Origin of the sequence: Rathayibacter sp. AY2B3 (assembly GCF_002931755.1) — a bacterium.
Taxonomy (GTDB): Bacteria; Actinomycetota; Actinomycetes; order Actinomycetales; family Microbacteriaceae; genus Rathayibacter.
In genome coordinates this window covers 24,496-41,864 of the sequence record NZ_PSUG01000033.1, presented here as the reverse complement: position 1 = coordinate 41,864, position 17,369 = coordinate 24,496, and the positions used below count along the sequence as shown (strand labels likewise).

Here is a 17,369-nt window from a genome sequence, read left to right as displayed (position 1 = left end):
GACCGCTCCCACCGAAGGACGCCCCGCCGACGAAGGAGTCGACGTGCGCGACGCGATCGCCAGGCTCGCGCCAGAACAGGCCGAGCTCGTCCGCCTCATTCACTGGGACGGCTTCTCCATCACCGAAGCCGGACAACTCCTCGGCGTCCCCGCGTCCACCGCACGCACCCGCTACCAACGAGCGCGAGAAGACCTGCGGTCGACCCTGGCGGCATCACCAGCACGCGACGACGACGCCAAGCCCCTCCGAGCGGTCCGCTGAAAACGTCCCGCATATCGATCCCGATACGGGACGCGCGCCAGCACTGTGACACCTCGCGCCACGGTGACCGAACGACGTCGGAACCGACGAGGATCCGACGCGTGAAGAACAGCAGTGACGGTGAGCACTACCTCCTCCTCAGGACCGCCCTCTGGGCAGACGCCCCCGACGTCGTTGGAATCTATGGCAGCGAGCAGCGCGCTCGGGAAGCAGCAGGTTCCGCTACGGGACCCGATCGGTGGACGCTCGAGGAGTGGAGAGGAGACGTGCGCCGCAGCAGTCTCCAGCTCCAGGCCGCTACGCGCTCACGCTGACGCAATGGAGTCGCCCGGCTACAATCACAAAGGAGGGTCGCGATGCGGCGACCGCTGGGGAGGTCGCTGTGGGTGAACCGAAAGATGGCCGCTTCACGAAGCTGCCCGATCGGATCGAGCCGGCTCAGCAGACCGTGAGCGTCCCGGCTAGCGAAGACGACTCCACGACGCCGCCGCAGCCGCCGGCCGGCGTTCCTGACCTCGTGATCGCGACTCGCGTGGCGGACGCCGCCACGATGACCGGCCTTCTCCGCCGTACGGCGGGACGCGTTGCACTGACGGTCGTCGTAGTCGCAACCGGCCTCGTCACCGTCCTCGCCGCACTCAACCTGCGCTTGTAACCAGACCGATCAGCCGTTCGCGAGGACGACCCGTCCGACAGCGACGCCTCTCGACTCGCCCACCGAACATTCCGGGGATCCCATGCTCAGAGCACTCTCGTCCACTTCCATGTTCTGGATCGGTGTCGCCGGGATCCTCCTGGGCGTCGTCTTCGGCACGATCGTGCCGTTCTGGATCGCCCCGTACCAGGCCAACGGATCACCCACCGTCGAACAGATCCTCAGCACCATCCCAGTCCTCACCCGGATCGCGGAGGGCATCGGCTACTCGTTCGTCGCAGGAGCCTTCGTCGTCCGCCACTTCGAGAAGCGCGAACTCGTCGACGCTCGACGGTCCGTGCACTTCATCGGCCGGGCAGCCCGGAAGGACGAGCAGTAGCCCCTCCGAGCGGTCCGCTGAAAGCGTCCCGCGGATCGATCCCCGTACGGGACAGCAGGGCCGAGACGCGCTTGAGGACAACACCGACCGAGCGCGTCGAGTAGTCCCGCCGATGTCAGGAGGGGTCGCGGTCTCCGCGCACTGTGAGGAACCAGGCGGTGTCGTTGTCCGCGTTCGATGCGGTGGCGTTGACACTCGATATCGGCTTCTCGCCGAGCGACGCGGGATCGATCTCGTGTGGGCCGTCGGCGCAGTCGATCGCGTCGAGGGTGGTCGTCGTCCTCGTCGCCGGTCCCCCAGCCGTGGAAAGCGATCCGATTTCGAGGTCGATCACTCCTTCGCCGAGGCAGTCGAAGGTGATCGCGGTCGGCAGCGCCGGCCTCTCGAGGGTGACGTCGACGCGGCCGCCGTCATCGTCGGCCTCGACGTTCAGCGAGAGGACCGCTACGACGTCGCGATCCGTTGCCACGTCCGCTTGGCGCTCTTCGCGCCATTGCGTGATGCGAGGATCTTCACCGGGTACCGGTGTGCAGCCGGCGAGAGCCGCCACAAGAACAAGGCCAGCTGCTGTGTGGATGGGGCGGTGCCTCATTGCTCCACAGTAGAGGCACAGGACGCCGAAGAAGACCCATCATCACAGCGCCAGCGCTCCTCTCCTTCGCGGCGCGATACGGTGTGCTGACGAGGCACGGGGGGATGCGGTGGGATCGACAACGCGCCTGAGGTGGGTGGCCGGAGCAGCAGTGGTGGCGCTCACGATGACGCTCATGGCCGGGTGCTCCGGCCCCGACACCGAGGCGTACACCGATTTCGAGCGGGCGCAGGACGAGCGGGACGCTCTTCCCGACGTCGGCACCGTCGGAGACGGTTACGACCCCGCCTCGATCCGTTACGTCGGGTCAGCCGACGGACTGGACGTCTGGATCGGGTCGCAGACCACGACCGGAGGCCGGTGCGTCATCGTGGACGGAGACGGCGACAACGAAGACGGAAGCGGCTGCGGGGATGCGCTGTCGCTGAACGGAGCATGGGCCGTCCAGATTCACACCGATGGCGCCGGTCCAGACGACACCACTGGCCTCGACTGGACGAGCCTCGGCGAGAACGTGTCCATCCGCCGGTACTAACCACCCTGTTCCTCAAGTCGACCGCGCGGACGAGCACGTGCGAACGACCCCTACCGGCCGCCCGGTCGACCATCCCCTTACGGAACGCCGTTCTACCTTGCGTTGCGCACCCGCAGACGATCGGCGGTGACGCCGACTGCGATGGTGACTGCGGCGGCGACCAAGCCCCATCCCAGCCCGAGCGTGAATGTTCCCCTGCTCGGGTCAGCCCAGTTCTCGATCTCCGGGCGTCTGGCGAAAGCAGCAGCGTTGAGCTGGGTTGCCACGAAGGCGACAACAAGAGTCACCAGCGCAAACACCACCAGCGCAGCCAAAGCCCACACCAGGAGCTGCCGACGTCGACTCCGCGTGTTCCCCCGAATAGTCATGTGCTGAGCGTACGAACTGGACCGCCGCGGCGCACTAGCCGCGGTATAAAACGTCAACGATCAGCCGGTCATCTTCAGTCTCTCGTTGAGGAGCAGTAGCGAGGCGGCCAAGCCCATAGGCTCGCCGCATGAAAGCACGCGCCCTTGCGGCCCTCACCCTCGCTGTAGGTCTCGCCGCTACCTTGTCTGGGTGCGCTGAGGAGAAGCCCGATCCGCTGGCCGTGACCAACAGCGCGACGATCACAGATATCACTGACAACACGGGCACGGGCTACTACACGGTGGACGCAGCGACGTTGACCACGACAGGGCTCGGCACCGAACTCGAGCTGGCGTTCACGATCCTCAACAGCAACGGAATCAAGTTCAATCCTGTGTCCACGATCATGTTCTCCGACGGGTCCGTGCTGACGTGCGAAGCCGATGACCTACGACGCATCCCGTCTCTGGTCGACTCCACCGACTCGTGGGACTTCGCGTGCGACGGGTCGTTTCCGGAGGACAGCGCCGGCGCGCGCCTGGTCGTAGTCGACACCTACAACGACTAGCGCGTCTCCCTAGGCTGGGCGCATGTGCGGTCGCTTTGTGGTCAAGGACAATACCGAGGGCCTGCTCCCGGATCTCTTCACCGGCGATTTCGCCGGCCTGCGATCGAACTACAACGTGGCACCGACGAATCCCGTGACCGTCGTGCGTGAGCGCGACGGGGAGCGGTCGGCGCCGACCGTGCATTGGGGGTTCGTGCCGGTGTGGGCGAAGGACTTCAAGAAGCAGCAGTCGCAGCCGATCAACGCGCGGAGCTCGCCCATGTTCCGGAAGGCGTTCGCGACGTCGCGGGTACTGATCCCGGCAGCCGGCTACTACGAGTGGACAGTCACCGAGACGAGGAAGCGTCCGCACTTCATCTACGAGCCTGACGCAGCCCTCGCGATGGCGGGCGTCGTGTCGGCGTGGCCGGATCCGTCGAAGGCGGAGGACGATCCGGAGAAGTGGCGCCTGTCGACGGCGATTATCACCCGGGCCTCGCAAGTGGCGCCGGGTGAGGTCCACGACCGGATGCCGGCGTGCATCACGCCGGACGGATACGACGACTGGCTCGGCGGGCACCTCGACGTCGACGCTCTGATGCAGCTGCTCGATCGGGAGTCGTTCGCGGTCGCGCACGACCTCGAGCATTACGAGGTGTCCCGCGACGTGAACAGCGTCCGCAACAACGGACCACACTTGCTCGACCCGCTCCCTCCCGTCACGGAAGGCTAGGCGGGTGGCCTTCGATCCGTTGACGGGTGCGCCGGCCGCGGCAGACGGTTATCCGCAGCTTGGGTCCGTGCACAAGAACGGCGATCGCCGGTTCGGTATTGCGGGGGCGCGTTCTCAGGTCCTTGCCGATCGTGGGACGCCGATGCTGTCGAGCCTGTATCACTCGACGGTCACTGAGCATGTCGGGTTGGTGCGGGTCGGAGACGAGCTGCGGGTGGAGTGGAACGGCACTCACTGGTGGGCGTCGTCGCTGGCCGGTGCAGTCGGCCGGCTCTCCTGGTCGAAGGGCCTGCGGACCGACGCGACCCACGTCCGAGAAGGGCGGAGTCCGTACGACTTCAACTCCGGCACTCTGCTGGTGCAGAGCGTCACGGTCGACCGGGAGGGCGCCGTGGTCGACTGCGGCGGCTATGTCGTCCCGGACGGCCACGATCCGTCCGAGTGGTCGACGTCGACGCCGAACGAGTCAGGGCGAGAGCTGCGCATCACACTGGATGCTGCTGCGCCCGGCGAGGCGGCGGGGGCGGAGCCGCCGGCGCCTCGATCGTTCCTTCGCCGGCTCCTCGGACGCGATCGCTGACGGGAGCGATCAATCTCGTGGACACGTCCAGCCTGCGGTGGGAGGGTGAGGGCATGTCGAAGCCTCGGACCAAGCTCGCGCGTGCCGCGCTGATCAGTAACGGCATGGTGTGGTTCGGGCTGTCGCTGATGCTCTTCTCCATCGCCGGCGAGCAGACTTACGCGGCCTTCAACGGCACCTGGTTGAACGTGCTCGGGTGGTCGCTGATCGTCCTCGTCGCCGCGGGCCTGGCCGTCGTCGGTGTGATCGAGAACCGGAACATCCGGGCGGGGAAGAAGTACAAGCCGCGTCCTCGTAGCTGACTCCCGCTCGAGCGCGCGGCCGTTCCACGTGCTCGGGTGGGGGGGTCGAGGGGGCTCTCCCCCTCGTGGGCCGGCACTGCCGGTCCGCCGCTCCCATCGGCGCCGGGTGCGACGATGGGAGCATGTGGGAACTGGCACACCGGACGCGCGCTGAATCGGCATCGACGGTTGTGCAGAGCAACGCGGCGACGTCGGCCGCGGCGATCGCGGAAGTGCGCGCTGCGATCCCGGAGGATCACGTCATCCTCTACGTGCTCCGGCTCGCGGACGGCTCGGCGTAGGGGTTCAGGCCGTCCCGGCGAGGAGGGCGACGGCCGCTGCGGAGAAGAGGACAACGGCCGCCACGAGAGCGCCGCGGGCTCGGGCGCGCTTGTCGACCGCGACCTCGGACAGCTGCGCGGAGTGGAGCTCGGAGTCGCGATACAGCGGCACGACACCGGCGGCGACGAGCGCAGCAGCCGTCACGGCCAGCAGCAGAGCGATCACGTCCCACATGCCGACCAACTTACTCAGCCGCGGGGGCGGCGCTGCGGCGGGGGGTGCGTTGCGCGGCCGTCGTGACGACGGCGGTCGCGCGGGTGAGGTTGGGGCCGATGGCGTCGGCTTCGAGCACGCGGCCGGTGCGCCGGTTCTCACCTTCGCCCCAACTGACGGTGCGCTCGTAGCCGACGACGATCACGCCGTCTCCCTTGTGGAGGGAGGCGAGCACGTGCTCGCCCAGCTCGAACTTCGCTTCCACGAAGTGCGTCGTCGGGGCCTCGTGCGGGGTCCACTCGCCGCCGCGGTATTCGCCGGTGTTCTCGATGACGCGCAGCTTCACGATCTGCACGCGGCCCGCCTGCACGGCTTCGGGGTCGGTGGCGAGGTTGCCGGTGATCGTCCTGGTGCTCATCTGTCGTCTCCTGCTCGTGCGGTTCGTGGGTCCCGTCGACGTCGACGGGCTCTCGGTCGCGGGCTCGGCCGCGGGGGTGTCTGTTGGGTCCTCGGCGGGCGGTTCGATCCCCCAGGATGCGAGCGCTTCGCGCCGGGTTATTTCGACAGGCGGCTCGGACAGCGCTCTGCGCTGTTCGAGCTCGGCGCGGGTGACGTGCTGCCCGGGTATGCGGCGTTCGTCGCCGTAGGCGGCGCGGTAGAGCCGGTCGGCGTCGTTCTCCAGCCGGTCCACCTCGGCCTGCCGGTCCGCGAATCCGGCGAGGTAACCGGCCCGGAACTCATCGCTCGGGATCTCGCCGCTCATGCGGCGTGCTTGTCGATGAGGTCGGGGCGGAATCCCGACCAGTGGTCCTGATCGCTGGCGACGACGACGGGGGCGGCGGAGTAGCCCAGCTCCTCCATGACGTACTCGAGCGCGGCGGGGTTGGTCGTGAGGTCCACGACGTCGTACTCGATGCCTTTCGCGTCGAGGGCTCGGTAGGTCGCGGTGCACTGCACGCACGACGGCTTCGAGTAGACGGTGAGCATCAGTCGGCCCACCCGTCCGACTCGTCGCCGCGGTGTGGGTCGTGCTCGTCGTTGAGTCGGGTCCAGGCGTGCAGCTCGGCCCACTTCTGGGCGGCGTCGTGGTGTCCTGCCTCGGTGAGGAGGTCGATGATCGGCGTCGCGCGCGCGCAGGTGAGCGTCGGGGCGATCGCTTCCGCGACGGCGGGGTCCGAGAGCGTGGCCGCGAACGTCGCCACGGCTGCCTGGTAGGTCGCCACCGCGTCGGCGGCCTGCTGCTGCTCGGTCATCGCTGGGCTCCTTCGGGGGTGTGGGCGTCGCCCTCGTCGTCGTCGGTCGCGTGCTGCGCGATCCAGAGGTCTGCGGCTTCGTCCCTTCCGAATGCTCGCAGGAGTCCGGCCAGCGCGTCGACCTCGGTGCAGTTGAGGCGCGTGGCCAGGTCGTCGGCGGTGTCCCCGTGGGAGAACACGGACGCGAACTCGGCCACCGCGTCGAGGAGGGTCGGCTTCTCCGGGGCGGGGCTGGTGGTGATGGTGTCGGACATGGCGTCTCCTCCTCGATGGTGGTGCGGGCTACTGCTGGGTGCGGGTGAGGGTGTCCACGAACATGACGCCCTCGGGGCCGGGGATCGTGGCGGTGTGCGCGAGTGCCCACCCGTTGCGGGCGTGGGCGGCAAGGTCCTCGTCGCGCTCCGCGATCTTGCGGAACTGGTGGCGCATCCCCTCCTCGGTGGCGGCCGGGACGAAGGTGCTGACGGTCGTGATCTGCTGCTGCATCTCTCTTCTCCTCCTCATCGTTTTTTTGCCGTGAAGGCGGTTTTCCGCCTTAGCAACCGGAGGGCGCAGTGCAACCCGCAGGGCGAGGGGGGAGAGAGTTTCGGCGCGAAATAAGGGAGCGCAGCGACCGCGTGCCGAAAGTCTCGGAGGAGTCGGTGGCGCAGCCACTTGAACGGAGCCCGGAGGTAGCTACGACCGCAGCGAAGCGGAGGGAGCCGCCGAAGGCTTCACGGCAAAAAAGGGTGTGAGCCCGTAGGGCGACCAACGGCGGCCGGCGCAGCCGGGCGACCTCTTGGCGTCGCTCCGTCGACGCTGCGGGAGCGCAGCTCGCGCCCCGCCGCCGGCGGAACATCGGGGAGTGTGAGGGGGTCGCCCCTCACGGGCCGGCCCGGTCCGGGGCGGCCCGTGGTCGTGCTCAGAGCGCGAGGGTGTGCAGGATCAGGACGGTGGAGCCGATGGGCGTGCCGAAGTCGGTGTAGTCGAGAGTTTCGCGGCGGTTGCTGATGAGGTCGAGGGCGACCAGTTCCTCCTCGGACTCATCGCTCATGCCGCCCGGATCGTCCTCCCACTCGCGGAGAGTCTGACGGTCGGCGTCCAGGACTCTCCACAGTCCCCAGACGTGGGCGATGGGGCCGGTCGTCTCGTACTTGAAAACGAGGGCGGTCGCGGTGGGCCAGCCGTGCGCGGCCGCGGCGACGATCAGCGCGCGCGCGGCCGCGGCGATTGCGTCGGGGTCGCCGGTGGCGGTGGCTGCGTCGACGGCGGCTTGCGCGTCGCGTAGCGCCGGGGTGTGTCCCCACACGTCGACGTCGACGGCGGGAGTCGTGGTGGTGGTCATGGTGGGCCTTTCTGCAGGAGTCGGGAGCGGGGGTGCGGGGACCGGCGGATGCCGGTCCCCGCGGAGCGGCTAGCTGAGCCCTGCGGCGTCAGCCGGGGTGCTCTCGCCAGTGACGACCTGCTCGACCGGGGAGAGCGCGTACCCCCACGCGGCGAGCTGGCGGAAGTGGGCGGCGGCGCGCTCGTCGCCGCGTCGCCATGACTCCTTGCTCGTGTTCGCCTCCTGACCTCCCAGCACGACCGCCAGCGCGACCAGCCGGGCCTTCGCGGGGTTGGCCTCGACCAGCGCGGCGAGGGCGTCGGTGCGGTAGCCGGAGGGGCGGTCGATGCCGAGCAGCGTGTGGGCGAGGTCGCTGCCGTTACTCATCCCGGAAGACACCGCGAACCGGTGAGCGGTGAGCCCGAGAGCGATCACCCGATCCGCGTCCTTCGGGAGGGTCTTGCGGCTGAGGAACGTGGCGATCCACTGGCGGCGGACCGTCTCTGCGGCGGTCCACGCCTTGTTGTTGGCGATGAGCACCTTCCGCTCCGCGGACTTCTCGACGCGCTCCTCCTCCGCCTCCTCGGGGGTGAGCACCGCGGCGGGCACGTCGCCGCGGTAGGCGTAGGTGAATCCAGCCTCCGTGGGCTCCTGCACGAAGTGGGTCACGTCGATGTCGCCGTTCCAGCGGGTGTCGATGAGCGCGCCGCGGACCGGGATCGCGGCGATGTGCTCGGCGGTGACCTGCGCGTCGTCCGCGGTGCGGAGCTTGCGGAGGGGCACCCACGGGCTGCCCTCGCCGTAGGCGTCGGAGCGGGTGAGGACCTGGAAGCCGTTCGCGATCTGCTCCTGCTCGACGGCGGCGAGGCGAGCCTTCTCCGCGGCGTCCTCGCGGAGGCTCTGCGCGGTGTGGTCGAACTGGGTCGGGTCGTTGGTCGCGACCTCGATCAGGTGGGCGCGGGCGTCGGCGTCGTCCTCGAACTCCAACAGCACCGCGGCCTGGTCGAGAGTCAGCTCGTGCTCGTGGAGAACTGACGTGACGGTCGCGGACTCCGCAACGGCGAGGCCCTTCTTCACGGCGTCGGTCTTGGTTCCGGTGCGCTTGGCGATCTGCGAGGCGGTAATGCCCTCGAACGCGAGCTGCGCCCAGGCGGCGGTGCGGTCCGCGGTGCTGAGTTCGGCGCGCTGGTCGTTCTCGATGATCTGCTGAATGATGCGGTCCGCGGTGGTGTCGTCGCCCTCCACGACGTAGACGGGGACCGTGGCGACCGCTGCCTCGCGGGCGGCGAGGGTGCGGCGCTGTCCGGCGCGGACGATGACGTTGCCGTGCTCGTCGCGGCGGGCGAGGACCGGGGTGATGACGCCGTTCTCGCGGATCGACGCGATGAAATCCTTGGTCACGGGGGCGCTGGTGCGCACGTTCGCCTCGATCACGAGGGTGGTCGGGTCGATGTGCTGAACGGTCCCGGTTCCGGTGGTGATAGTCACGATGGTTTCTCCTCAATCGGTGTGCGACCATGAAGGTGACAAGTCCCGTGGTTCTAGACCAACTACGGGGCTTTTGTCGTCTTCCTGATCGTTTTTCTTTGCCTCTCCGGCGAGTGAAAACCAATTGAGTGGAGGCGGCGGAGTGACGCCGATCACGGGCGAAATAAGCCCGCAGGGCGCGTCCGGGAGCGGTGGCACGCAGCCGCCGGAGCGAGATAGGTTGAAACCGCGGAGAGGTGAAGAAAACGGGGAATCCTGCCGCGTAGCGGCTCCTGCTGGCGGTGCTCCGTCACCGCTGCGCGGGCGGAGCTCGCGCCCCGCCGAAGGCGGAGCGCGGGCGGAGCTCGCGCCCCGCCGAAGGCGGAACACCGGGGAGCGCGAGGGGGTCGCCCCTCGTGGCCGGCCCGCAGGCCGGCCCTCCCCCGCTGAGTCAGTTCCAGCTCTCGGTCCAGCCCTCGGGCGGCACGACGGCGTGCGGCTCGCCTGCCGCGTGCAGGTAGTACAGGGTGCCGCTGTAGTCGTCATCCCCGCGGGTCATGCTCATCTGCTGGCGCTCGTCGTCCGTCTCGGCGGTGCTCCACCTGGTCGACACGTCAACGGCGTACAAGTCGCCGGAGTCGGTGACGAGCTGGCGGCATGCGGGGCAGCGCAGCGCCGGGTACGTCTCGCCGTCGACCGTCACCGTCTCGACGGTGAGGACGGGGGCCGCGGCCCACACCTGCTGGTGCAGGCGCTCGATCGTGGCGAGCATCACGTCCGCTGTCGGGGCGGGCGAGAGGAACGCGATCAGCGCGGCCGCGTAGTCGCTTCCGTCGTCGGTGACGGGGAACCCGCCCGGGCACCCCTCCCCGGGCAGGGTCAGGGTGTTGCGGACGTGCGCGAGGATCTCGGCGTCCGTGGCGGCGGCGTCCTCGTCGGACTCCGCGCGGCGGGCGGTGAGGATGAGGGCGAGCTGTTCGGCGCTCGCGCGGCCGGTGTCGGTGGTGGTCATGGTGTGGTCCTCTCAGCGGCTCATGAACGGGGCGACGCGGCGGATCGCTGCGCGGCGGGCGTGGGTGACGCAGTGGCGGAACGAGCCGCTGGTGATGCCGTGCAGCTCGTCGGAGTGCCACGCCTCCCAGACGCCGGACTTGCGACGGGTGACGAGCACGGAGGGCGTCGTCTTGGGGTCGGTGCCCACGACGCGGATGCTCACCGCGCGGGTGTTCGCGAGCGTGAGATAGGTCTTAGCCGTGGTCTGCAATTCGGTGGCGGTCTGCATGGTGTGGGTGCTCCCTCTGGCTGATCGTTTTTCTTTGCCTCTCCGGCGGGGAAAACCGTTTGAGTGGAGACGGCGCAGTGACGCCGATAGCGGGCGAAATAAGCCCGCAGGGCGCGTCCGATAGCGGCGGCACGGAGCCGGTGGAGCGAAATAGGTTGAGACCGCGGAGAGGTGAAGAAAACGGGTGGAATGGGCCGCGTCGCGGCCTCCAATCGGCGGTGCTCCGTCGCCGCTGCGCGAGTGCAGCTCGCGCCTCCCGGAACGGGATGCCCGGGGAGTGTGAGGGGGTCGCCCCTCACGGGCCGGCCCGGGGGCCGGCCCGGGGGCCGGCCCCCGCCCTCAGCTCGCGGCGGCCGTCTCGGTGGCGGCCTTCTCGGCGGCCGCGGCGCGGGCTGCTTCGACCTCGGCGGCGGTGTGGTGTCCCTGCACGTCGGCGTAGTTCACCTTGTAGGGACGGGTCGTGTCGTTCCAGTCGAGCGCGACGGTCACGCTCTTGGGGTTCACGCGGGCCACGATGTGCCAGCCGAAACGGTGCTTGATCATGTCGCCTTTGGCGATCGTGTCGCGGCTGTGGATCGTGACCTCTCCGGCGGCGGCCTGGGCCTCGCGGACGGCGGTCCAGTAGGCGTGCTCGTCCTCGAGCTGCGCCCGCTGGGTCAGCAGCCGCTCACGGTAGGCGCCGGTCGCGGGGGTCGTCGTCTCGATGTAGCCGCCGCCGAAGTTGTGCGAGCTGCCCTCGATCTTCCGGCTGTACCCGCGGATATCGGTTGCGATCCGCTCGATGCGGCGGGCGACCATTCCGGGCGCGTACCGGTGATCGGTGGTCCCTGCGGCGACGTCGGCGCGGGCGCGGGCGCGGGTGGCTTCGCGGTCGGCCTCGACGCTGCGGCCCATCGCGTTGTGGGCCTTCTCGATCGCGTTGCGGTGTCGCGTTTCGGAGTGGTGGCCGATCTTGATCGGCTCGCCGCCCTCCGGGAGCCGGTCGAACGCGCGGCGCGCGGCCTCGTCGGCGGTGTCGGCGTCCGCGGCGCGCCGGTCGGCCTTCGCATCGAGCGCGTCGACGCGGGCGGCCTGGCGCTCGATCTTGTCCGCCTCGGCCTCGGCCGTGGGCCGGAACGTCTCGGCGGCGTCGATCGTGACGACGTGGCCGGCCTCGCGCAGCGCGGTCGCGGCGCGGTTGATGGTCCACCACTTCGGGAGGCGGTCGCGGGACTGCGGGACGTACCAGGCGGTGATGGAGCGACCCCAGCGCCAGCCGGACGCCTTCAAGATTTCGGCGGTGCCGTCTCCGCGGCTGGTGCCCTCGATGATCGTTCCGGCCTCGGGGGTGTGGGTGATGGTGAGCATGCTCTGTCTCCTTCTCGGGTCGGTGATCAGTCGTTGGCGAGGTAGTCGGCGGGCGTCTCGCTGCGGTCGTGCAGCGCGTACGCGGCCGGGAACAGGTCGAGCGCCCGGGCGACGGCGACCGGCACGACGACGTAGGCACCGGAGGCCATGTAGCCGACGAGGCCCGCGGCCAGCGGCTCGACGGGCTCGAAGTGCTGCAACGTCACCCCGGGGAGCCCCGCGCGGCCCTGACGGGTGACCAGGTGCACGGCGGGCGTCTGCTCGGTCACCGGATCACGGCCACCGGCGCCGACGATGACCACCTGACGCGCTGTCCGGCTGATCCCCTCGGCCCCGGGTCCGTGGTTCTCGCTCTTGATGACTTCGGTACGTGTGCCGCGCTGCTCGCTCATGGCGTCTCTCCCTCTGGCTGATCGTTTTTCTTTGCCTCTCCGGCGGGAATGACCGTTTGAGTGGAGGCGGCGGAGTGACGCCGATCACGGGCGAAATAAGCCCGGAGGGCGCGTCCGGGATCGGTGGCACGCAGCCGGTGGAGCGAAATAGGTTGAGACCGCGGAGAGGTGAAGAAAACCCGAAGGATGGGCCGCTGTGCGGCCTCCCCACGGCGTCGCGGAGCGACGCTGCGCGAGGACCCTCGCGCCCCCGGAACGGGCGTCTACGCCGCGCTGAGCGGGGTACAGGGGATGACAGAGCGCCCGGCCTGCGAAACGTGCCGGGTGTGGTGGGGCTGGGCTAGCGGCCGAGCCCTCCGTGGTCAGGGCCGCGGGTGGGCCTTCTGCTCGTGGGGAAGCTCTGAGCGGCTGCGGCGCGTGTCTGCACGAGGGCCGTGTCGACCAAGGGGCGCCCGAACGCGGTGCGGGACTGGTCGACGTCGAGAGTGCGCGGCTGTCCTTCGCCGGGGGTGTTGAACCGGCGGAACCGCATCACGGTCGCGCCGGTTTCCGCGAGCTGTTCAGCGGCGAACTCGGGGAGGGAGCGGCCCTCGGGTCCGGCGTAGACGTTGCGGGCGTACTCGCTGGGAACCCATCGGCCGCCGAGCTCATCGGCGCCGGCGAGGGCGCGCTCGTAGGACTGCTGCCAGCGGCCGGCGATCCGCGCTTCGGACAGCTCGAATGGGACCTCGACGTCGATCACTTCGACGCTGTAGCCGGCGGCCGCGAACTGTTGCCCCAGCTCGACGGCCTTGTCGGGCGAGGAGAGCACGGTGTCGATGACGACGTTCTGACCTTCTCGCATCGCTACCTGGCGCAGCTCCGTCGCAAGGAGGGAGGATTCTTCGTGCACGAGGGAGGCCAGCTCGAGCGGGAAGAACTTCTCCCCCGCCGCCTCGGCGGCGCGGACCTCCGGCGGCAGGATGGCGCGGTCGTAGCTGCCGTCCTTGATCGCTTCGGTGAGTAACGCCCGCTTGAACTCGTCGGCGTCGACGGTGAGCCAGGCGCTGCGGTCGGAGCCGAGCACGTCTGCGAGGACGGTCGACTTCCCGGCTCCGGGCGGGCCGGCGAGGATGATCGCCTTTCGCTCGTGACGCACGTCAGGGAACTGTGCGCGATACTCGGCTAGGAGGCGGTTGTGGAGCAGCTGGCGTGCAGCGCGCGGCTCGAATACCCCGTCAGGGTCCCGGCGGAACCAGTCGCGATTGTTGACCGTCGCGCGCTCGCTCGCCGGGCTCAGTGGGCCTCCCGCTCGCGCCCACGCGCGCACCGTTTCGCGGTGCGTGGCGATCGCTGACGAGTCCTCCCCCGTCACCGACCTTGCTCGCAGTACCGGTCCAGGATCTCGTCGTAGGTGTCTGCCTCGATCAGGTGCTCACTGAGCGCACGCCGGACCTCCGCGAACTCCCCCGGGTCCAAGGTGGTCCAGTCGTAGCCGTCGCTGGGCGATCCGGGGCGATACGACCAGCGGCCAAGCTCATCGATGACCTGCTCCCTCGTCAACTCCCCCGCGTCGTAGCGCTGGGCAATCTCGTAGGGCGTCGCGCCGGAGAACCCGGGGCGCACGTCGGGAACCGCGGCCGCGGACTTCAGGGCGCTGTTGACGGAGGGTTGAGAGATACCGATCTGACTGGCGAGCTGCTTTTGCGTGGTGTCCTGGGCCACGGCGCGCAGCGCGCGAAGGTAGGACACGCGCGTCACGACCTGCAAGCTGCGCAGCCGGCGAACGGTGTCCCCATCGGGCTTCTCAGCGATTGACATGGCAACCACCTCCTATAGAACATTCTATCGCAGCGGGAGAGCCGCCGACAGAGGTCACCGCGCGTGCGCGGTTGCCAGCTCTCCCCAGTGCGTCGTCGCGCGCAGAGACAGCGCTTCGCGTTTCATCGTCCATACCGGTCCTTTGCGGATGCCGGCGAGGCCAAGCCCGACCGCAGCGCGGCCGTGGCGCTTGGTCACGGCGTCGATCGTGGCGCCGATGCCCTTGGTGTCGAAGTCGTTGTCGAACACGTCTAGCAGGGCGTGAGAGCCCTTCGCGGACAGGTTGGTGAGGATGACGCCGGCGCGCACGTAGCGGGCGCCCTCGCGCAGCCTGGGCACGAGAGTGCCGGTGGCGGCCTTGACGATGGTCACGGGGTCGTCGGTGGGGACGGGGAAGCCGGCCATGCCGCCGGCGGACTCGTAGGGCGCGTCGGCGTAGGGCGACGTCGACGCAAACACACTCATCGTCTTGGTGACCGATCCCTGCGCCCGGAGGCGGTGCGCGGCGCGCTGCGCGTAGACGGAGAGCACCTGTTCCATGTCCGCGATCGTCGTCACCGGAGTGGCGAACGAGCGCGAGAAGATCAGCTGGTCCCGGACGGTGCGGGCGGCCTCGAGCGGGATGCAGTCGATTCCGCGCAGCTCATAGACGGAGCGCTGCAAGACGACGGAGAACTTCTTGCGGATGAGAATGGGATCGGCGTCGCGGAGGTCGCGGATCGTGTGGATGTTCAGCTCTGCGAGGCGCTTCGCGGTGCGGCTGGCGACTCCCCACAGCTCGGTGACGTGCTGGGAGGCCATGAGGCCGTCCATCTGCTCGGGCGTGTACCAGTCGGTGTCGCATACTCCCCCGAGGCTCAAGTGCTTCTTCGCACCGCCCTTGTTGACGAACTTCGCGAGGGTCTTGCTCGGCCCGAAGCCCACGCAGACCGGCAGGCCGACGTTCTTCGCGACGGCGGCGCGCATTGCGCGGCCGATCTTCTCGCGCTCTGTCACGTCTCCGTCGACGCCGACGAAGCTCTCATCGATCGAGTAGACCTCCTGCCACGCGGAGTACCGGCCCAGCAGCTCCATGACGCGGGCGGAGAGTTCGCCGTACAGCTCGTAGTTGCTCGAGCGGGCGATGACCTCGGGGAGCCGGCCGGCGCGGATCAGGGGTTCGATCTTGAACCAGGGGGTGCCGTTCTCGATGCCGAGCTGCTTCACCTCGTCGCTCCGGGCGACCACGCACCCGTCGTTGTTGGACAGGACGACGACAGGCCGACCGCTCAGCTTGGGATCGAACAGCCGCTCACAGGAAACGTAAAAACTGTTGACGTCAATGAGGCCGATGCGCCGCTCAGAGCGCACGGTGGAGCCGGTGAAGGCAGACGGTGACGACGCCCCACACCTGGAGGTCGCTCAGCTCGGGGACGAGGATCGGGGGGTAGTCGGGGTTCTCTGCGCGCAGCACTACTCCCCCGCGGTGTAGTTCGAGCCGTTTGACGGTTAGCTCGCCGTCCAGGATCGCGATGACGACGCTGCCGTGCGTGGGTGTGATCGATCGGTCGACCACGAGCTCGTCGCCGTCGCTGATGCCGGCGCCGGTCATGCTCTCGCCGGACACTCGGACGATGAAGGTCGAGGTCTTGTCTCGGATCAGGTGGTCGTTGAGGTCGAGAGAGCCGTCGAAGTAGTCCTGCGCCGGCGATGGGAAGCCTGCGGCCACCGCGTCGCCGGTGACGAGGAAGGCGATGGAGACGGCCTCCTCGGCGGGTGTGGCTATGCGGTCCACGACGGTGACACTCATGTCGCCCTCCCTCGCTTAGTCGAACGTGTGTTCGAATGCGTTCGAGTGTAGGTCGACTCCACCGACATGCGACCACGCGCCAGTCAGCGGGCGGGCAGGCGGGCACTGAGTCGGGCGTGTCCTACCAAGATACCTATATAGGTATCTGGGTAGCTTGCTATCTGTGTAGATATCCAGATAGGTTGCTGCCATGCAGACGATGATGATCTACAGCGAGAGCGGTGGCGCGACGAAGAGCACCACCGCCGTCTCCCTGGCAACGGTGGCGGCGGAGGACGGCAAGCGCGTCATCCTGATCGACCTCGATCCGCGCGGGGCGACGACGAAGTGGCTCGACGCGCAGCCCGTCGACGTCGGACTCGACGTCGGGGCGATCCTCGGCAACCAGGACCCCCGGGGATGGGCGGACGAGCTGGCCGTGCCGTCGCCGTTCCACGAGAACCTTCGAGTCATCCCATCCGACCGCAGCGTCAGCGCGCGCGAGACGGACGACCCGGGGGAGGTCGGGCATCGTCTGGCCGACTCCCTCGAGGGTGTCCCCGCCGATCTGGTGATCATCGACTGCCCCAACCGTCAGGGCGGGTCGCTGATCTACAACGCGCTGACGGCCGCCGAGTCGGTGATCTACGCGGCCACCCCGACCGCTGACGGCGTAGACGGGTTCCTGGGGGCACAGGAGAGCGTGATGCGCTACAACGCCACCAGCGGCCGCCAGGCGGTCGCTGAGGCCGGGATCATCGTTGGCGGCTACAAGGAGACGGTGACGCCGCGCGAGGCGACCCACAGCATCGAGCAGATGCGGGGGACGGGCCTTCTGCTGACGCCGCTCATTCCCCATCGGACGATCGTGGGGGAGGTCCGGTACTCGCACGACTGGTACGGCCGCTTCCGCAAGGGAGCCCCCGTCGCCCAGGCATACCGAGAACTCGCACGAAAGGTGATCCGATGACCAACGAGGACCGCCCCCAGAGCCTTCCCGCTCGACGGGCACAGCCGGCGCCGGACCGGCGCGACCCGATCGACTCGAAGCCGCGCCCGGCGCCGGCTCCTGCTGCGGCCGCACCGGCGACGTCGGCCCCGGCGCGAACGGGTGCCACGGCTCCTCGTTCTCGGCCGCGGAAGGCGCCTACGGAGGTTCTGCACGCCGATATCGAGGCGGAGTTGTCGTACTACGTCGAGGACCTGCGCGTCGCAACAGGACGAACCAAGCGCGACATTGTGGAGTCGGCGCTGCGCGAGTACCGCGATCGCAACCCGCTGGCCTAGCCAGCCGCGTGGTACTAGATAGCCAGATACCTATATAGGTATCTGGCTATCTAGCTTTTGACG

29 protein-coding genes are annotated in these 17,369 nt (G+C 68.9%); 11 read left to right on the top strand and 18 right to left on the bottom strand.

What is annotated here, in order from left to right:
- The 3 genes from C5C24_RS12005 to C5C24_RS11995 form a co-directional block, all read left to right on the top strand.
- On the top strand, nt 1-262 hold a 262-nt coding region (locus C5C24_RS12005), incomplete at its 5' end, for an RNA polymerase sigma factor (RefSeq protein WP_258065202.1).
- A 382-nt stretch (nt 263-644) separates the two neighbouring features.
- Nucleotides 645-917 carry a hypothetical protein gene (locus C5C24_RS12000; RefSeq protein ID WP_104305055.1) on the top strand — a complete coding sequence of 91 codons (273 nt, stop codon included), beginning with the start codon at nt 645-647 and terminating at the stop codon, nt 915-917.
- Nucleotides 918-1,026: 109 nt separating this feature from the next.
- Complete coding sequence (locus C5C24_RS11995) at nt 1,027-1,296, top strand: hypothetical protein (RefSeq protein WP_104305054.1); 270 nt, start codon at nt 1,027-1,029, stop codon at nt 1,294-1,296.
- Nucleotides 1,297-1,411: 115 nt separating this feature from the next.
- Here C5C24_RS11995 and C5C24_RS11990 read toward each other — a convergent pair whose 3' ends face one another.
- Nucleotides 1,412-1,888: a hypothetical protein gene (locus C5C24_RS11990; RefSeq protein ID WP_146082611.1), complete on the bottom strand. Its 477-nt coding sequence runs from the start codon at nt 1,886-1,888 to the stop codon at nt 1,412-1,414.
- Nucleotides 1,889-2,039: 151 nt separating this feature from the next.
- Here C5C24_RS11990 and C5C24_RS11985 point away from each other — a divergent pair, with 151 nt between their 5' ends.
- Nucleotides 2,040-2,423, top strand: coding sequence for a hypothetical protein (locus C5C24_RS11985; RefSeq protein WP_104305052.1), 384 nt, complete (start codon nt 2,040-2,042; stop codon nt 2,421-2,423).
- Between the two features lie 92 nt (nt 2,424-2,515).
- On the opposite strand, the gene C5C24_RS17685 is transcribed toward C5C24_RS11985, so the two are convergent.
- On the bottom strand, nt 2,516-2,791 hold the full coding sequence (locus tag C5C24_RS17685; protein WP_146082610.1) for a hypothetical protein: 276 nt from the start codon (nt 2,789-2,791) through the stop codon (nt 2,516-2,518).
- Between the two features lie 128 nt (nt 2,792-2,919).
- On the opposite strand from C5C24_RS17685, the gene C5C24_RS11980 reads away from it, so the two are divergent.
- The 5 genes from C5C24_RS11980 to C5C24_RS18000 all read left to right on the top strand — a co-directional run bounded on the left by C5C24_RS11980 (nt 2,920) and on the right by C5C24_RS18000 (nt 5,214).
- Nucleotides 2,920-3,339 (top strand): hypothetical protein, encoded by a 420-nt coding sequence (locus C5C24_RS11980; RefSeq protein WP_146082609.1) that lies wholly within the window; start codon nt 2,920-2,922, stop codon nt 3,337-3,339.
- Nucleotides 3,340-3,361: 22 nt separating this feature from the next.
- The gene (locus C5C24_RS11975; protein ID WP_104305050.1) at nt 3,362-4,051 is read left to right on the top strand and encodes an SOS response-associated peptidase; all 690 of its coding nucleotides are present in this window, start codon (nt 3,362-3,364) and stop codon (nt 4,049-4,051) included.
- Nucleotides 4,052-4,055: 4 nt separating this feature from the next.
- Nucleotides 4,056-4,631: a hypothetical protein gene (locus C5C24_RS11970; RefSeq protein WP_104317394.1), complete on the top strand. Its 576-nt coding sequence runs from the start codon at nt 4,056-4,058 to the stop codon at nt 4,629-4,631.
- Nucleotides 4,632-4,684: 53 nt separating this feature from the next.
- Nucleotides 4,685-4,933 carry a hypothetical protein gene (locus C5C24_RS11965; protein ID WP_104277726.1) on the top strand — a complete coding sequence of 83 codons (249 nt, stop codon included), beginning with the start codon at nt 4,685-4,687 and terminating at the stop codon, nt 4,931-4,933.
- Nucleotides 4,934-5,055: 122 nt separating this feature from the next.
- Nucleotides 5,056-5,214: a hypothetical protein gene (locus C5C24_RS18000; protein ID WP_181110226.1), complete on the top strand. Its 159-nt coding sequence runs from the start codon at nt 5,056-5,058 to the stop codon at nt 5,212-5,214.
- A gap of 4 nt (nt 5,215-5,218) precedes the next feature.
- On the opposite strand, the gene C5C24_RS11960 is transcribed toward C5C24_RS18000, so the two are convergent.
- The 16 genes from C5C24_RS11960 to C5C24_RS11885 all read right to left on the bottom strand — a co-directional run bounded on the left by C5C24_RS11960 (nt 5,219) and on the right by C5C24_RS11885 (nt 16,040).
- Nucleotides 5,219-5,428: a hypothetical protein gene (locus C5C24_RS11960; RefSeq protein WP_104282270.1), complete on the bottom strand. Its 210-nt coding sequence runs from the start codon at nt 5,426-5,428 to the stop codon at nt 5,219-5,221.
- Nucleotides 5,429-5,438: 10 nt separating this feature from the next.
- Nucleotides 5,439-6,170, bottom strand: coding sequence for a single-stranded DNA-binding protein (locus C5C24_RS11955; RefSeq protein WP_104305048.1), 732 nt, complete (start codon nt 6,168-6,170; stop codon nt 5,439-5,441).
- Complete coding sequence (nrdH, locus tag C5C24_RS11950) at nt 6,167-6,397, bottom strand: glutaredoxin-like protein NrdH (protein WP_104268997.1); 231 nt, start codon at nt 6,395-6,397, stop codon at nt 6,167-6,169. Before nrdH ends, C5C24_RS11955 begins: the two co-directional genes overlap by 4 nt.
- On the bottom strand, nt 6,394-6,660 hold the full coding sequence (locus C5C24_RS11945) for a hypothetical protein (protein ID WP_104305047.1): 267 nt from the start codon (nt 6,658-6,660) through the stop codon (nt 6,394-6,396). Before C5C24_RS11945 ends, nrdH begins: the two co-directional genes overlap by 4 nt.
- Nucleotides 6,657-6,914, bottom strand: coding sequence for a hypothetical protein (locus C5C24_RS11940; protein ID WP_219812874.1), 258 nt, complete (start codon nt 6,912-6,914; stop codon nt 6,657-6,659). Before C5C24_RS11940 ends, C5C24_RS11945 begins: the two co-directional genes overlap by 4 nt.
- A gap of 28 nt (nt 6,915-6,942) precedes the next feature.
- Nucleotides 6,943-7,146: a hypothetical protein gene (locus C5C24_RS11935; RefSeq protein ID WP_104268929.1), complete on the bottom strand. Its 204-nt coding sequence runs from the start codon at nt 7,144-7,146 to the stop codon at nt 6,943-6,945.
- Between the two features lie 415 nt (nt 7,147-7,561).
- Complete coding sequence (locus tag C5C24_RS11930) at nt 7,562-7,984, bottom strand: hypothetical protein (RefSeq protein ID WP_104305046.1); 423 nt, start codon at nt 7,982-7,984, stop codon at nt 7,562-7,564.
- Between the two features lie 69 nt (nt 7,985-8,053).
- Nucleotides 8,054-9,451 carry a ParB/RepB/Spo0J family partition protein gene (locus C5C24_RS11925; RefSeq protein ID WP_104305045.1) on the bottom strand — a complete coding sequence of 466 codons (1,398 nt, stop codon included), beginning with the start codon at nt 9,449-9,451 and terminating at the stop codon, nt 8,054-8,056.
- Between the two features lie 430 nt (nt 9,452-9,881).
- Nucleotides 9,882-10,442 (bottom strand): hypothetical protein, encoded by a 561-nt coding sequence (locus C5C24_RS11920; protein WP_104305044.1) that lies wholly within the window; start codon nt 10,440-10,442, stop codon nt 9,882-9,884.
- 12 nt (nt 10,443-10,454) lie between these two features.
- Nucleotides 10,455-10,712: a hypothetical protein gene (locus tag C5C24_RS11915; RefSeq protein WP_104305043.1), complete on the bottom strand. Its 258-nt coding sequence runs from the start codon at nt 10,710-10,712 to the stop codon at nt 10,455-10,457.
- A gap of 339 nt (nt 10,713-11,051) precedes the next feature.
- Nucleotides 11,052-12,059: a DUF3560 domain-containing protein gene (locus tag C5C24_RS11910; protein WP_104305042.1), complete on the bottom strand. Its 1,008-nt coding sequence runs from the start codon at nt 12,057-12,059 to the stop codon at nt 11,052-11,054.
- 26 nt (nt 12,060-12,085) lie between these two features.
- Nucleotides 12,086-12,451, bottom strand: a complete 366-nt coding sequence (locus tag C5C24_RS11905) for a hypothetical protein (RefSeq protein WP_104305041.1) — start codon at nt 12,449-12,451, stop codon at nt 12,086-12,088.
- Between the two features lie 340 nt (nt 12,452-12,791).
- Nucleotides 12,792-13,589 (bottom strand): zeta toxin family protein, encoded by a 798-nt coding sequence (locus tag C5C24_RS11900; protein WP_258065201.1) that lies wholly within the window; start codon nt 13,587-13,589, stop codon nt 12,792-12,794.
- A 212-nt stretch (nt 13,590-13,801) separates the two neighbouring features.
- On the bottom strand, nt 13,802-14,251 hold the full coding sequence (locus C5C24_RS11895; RefSeq protein WP_104305040.1) for a hypothetical protein: 450 nt from the start codon (nt 14,249-14,251) through the stop codon (nt 13,802-13,804).
- 54 nt (nt 14,252-14,305) lie between these two features.
- Nucleotides 14,306-15,601 (bottom strand): Y-family DNA polymerase, encoded by a 1,296-nt coding sequence (locus tag C5C24_RS11890; RefSeq protein WP_104305039.1) that lies wholly within the window; start codon nt 15,599-15,601, stop codon nt 14,306-14,308.
- A complete protein-coding gene (locus C5C24_RS11885; protein ID WP_104305038.1) occupies nt 15,591-16,040 on the bottom strand; it encodes a LexA family transcriptional regulator in 450 nt (149 codons plus the stop codon). The genes C5C24_RS11890 and C5C24_RS11885 overlap by 11 nt, the downstream gene beginning before the upstream one ends.
- A 190-nt stretch (nt 16,041-16,230) precedes the next feature.
- Here C5C24_RS11885 and C5C24_RS11880 point away from each other — a divergent pair, with 190 nt between their 5' ends.
- Nucleotides 16,231-16,989, top strand: coding sequence for a ParA family protein (locus tag C5C24_RS11880; protein WP_104305037.1), 759 nt, complete (start codon nt 16,231-16,233; stop codon nt 16,987-16,989).
- Complete coding sequence (locus C5C24_RS17680; protein ID WP_146082607.1) at nt 16,986-17,306, top strand: hypothetical protein; 321 nt, start codon at nt 16,986-16,988, stop codon at nt 17,304-17,306. Before C5C24_RS11880 ends, C5C24_RS17680 begins: the two co-directional genes overlap by 4 nt.
- Nucleotides 17,307-17,369 lie beyond the last annotated feature (63 nt).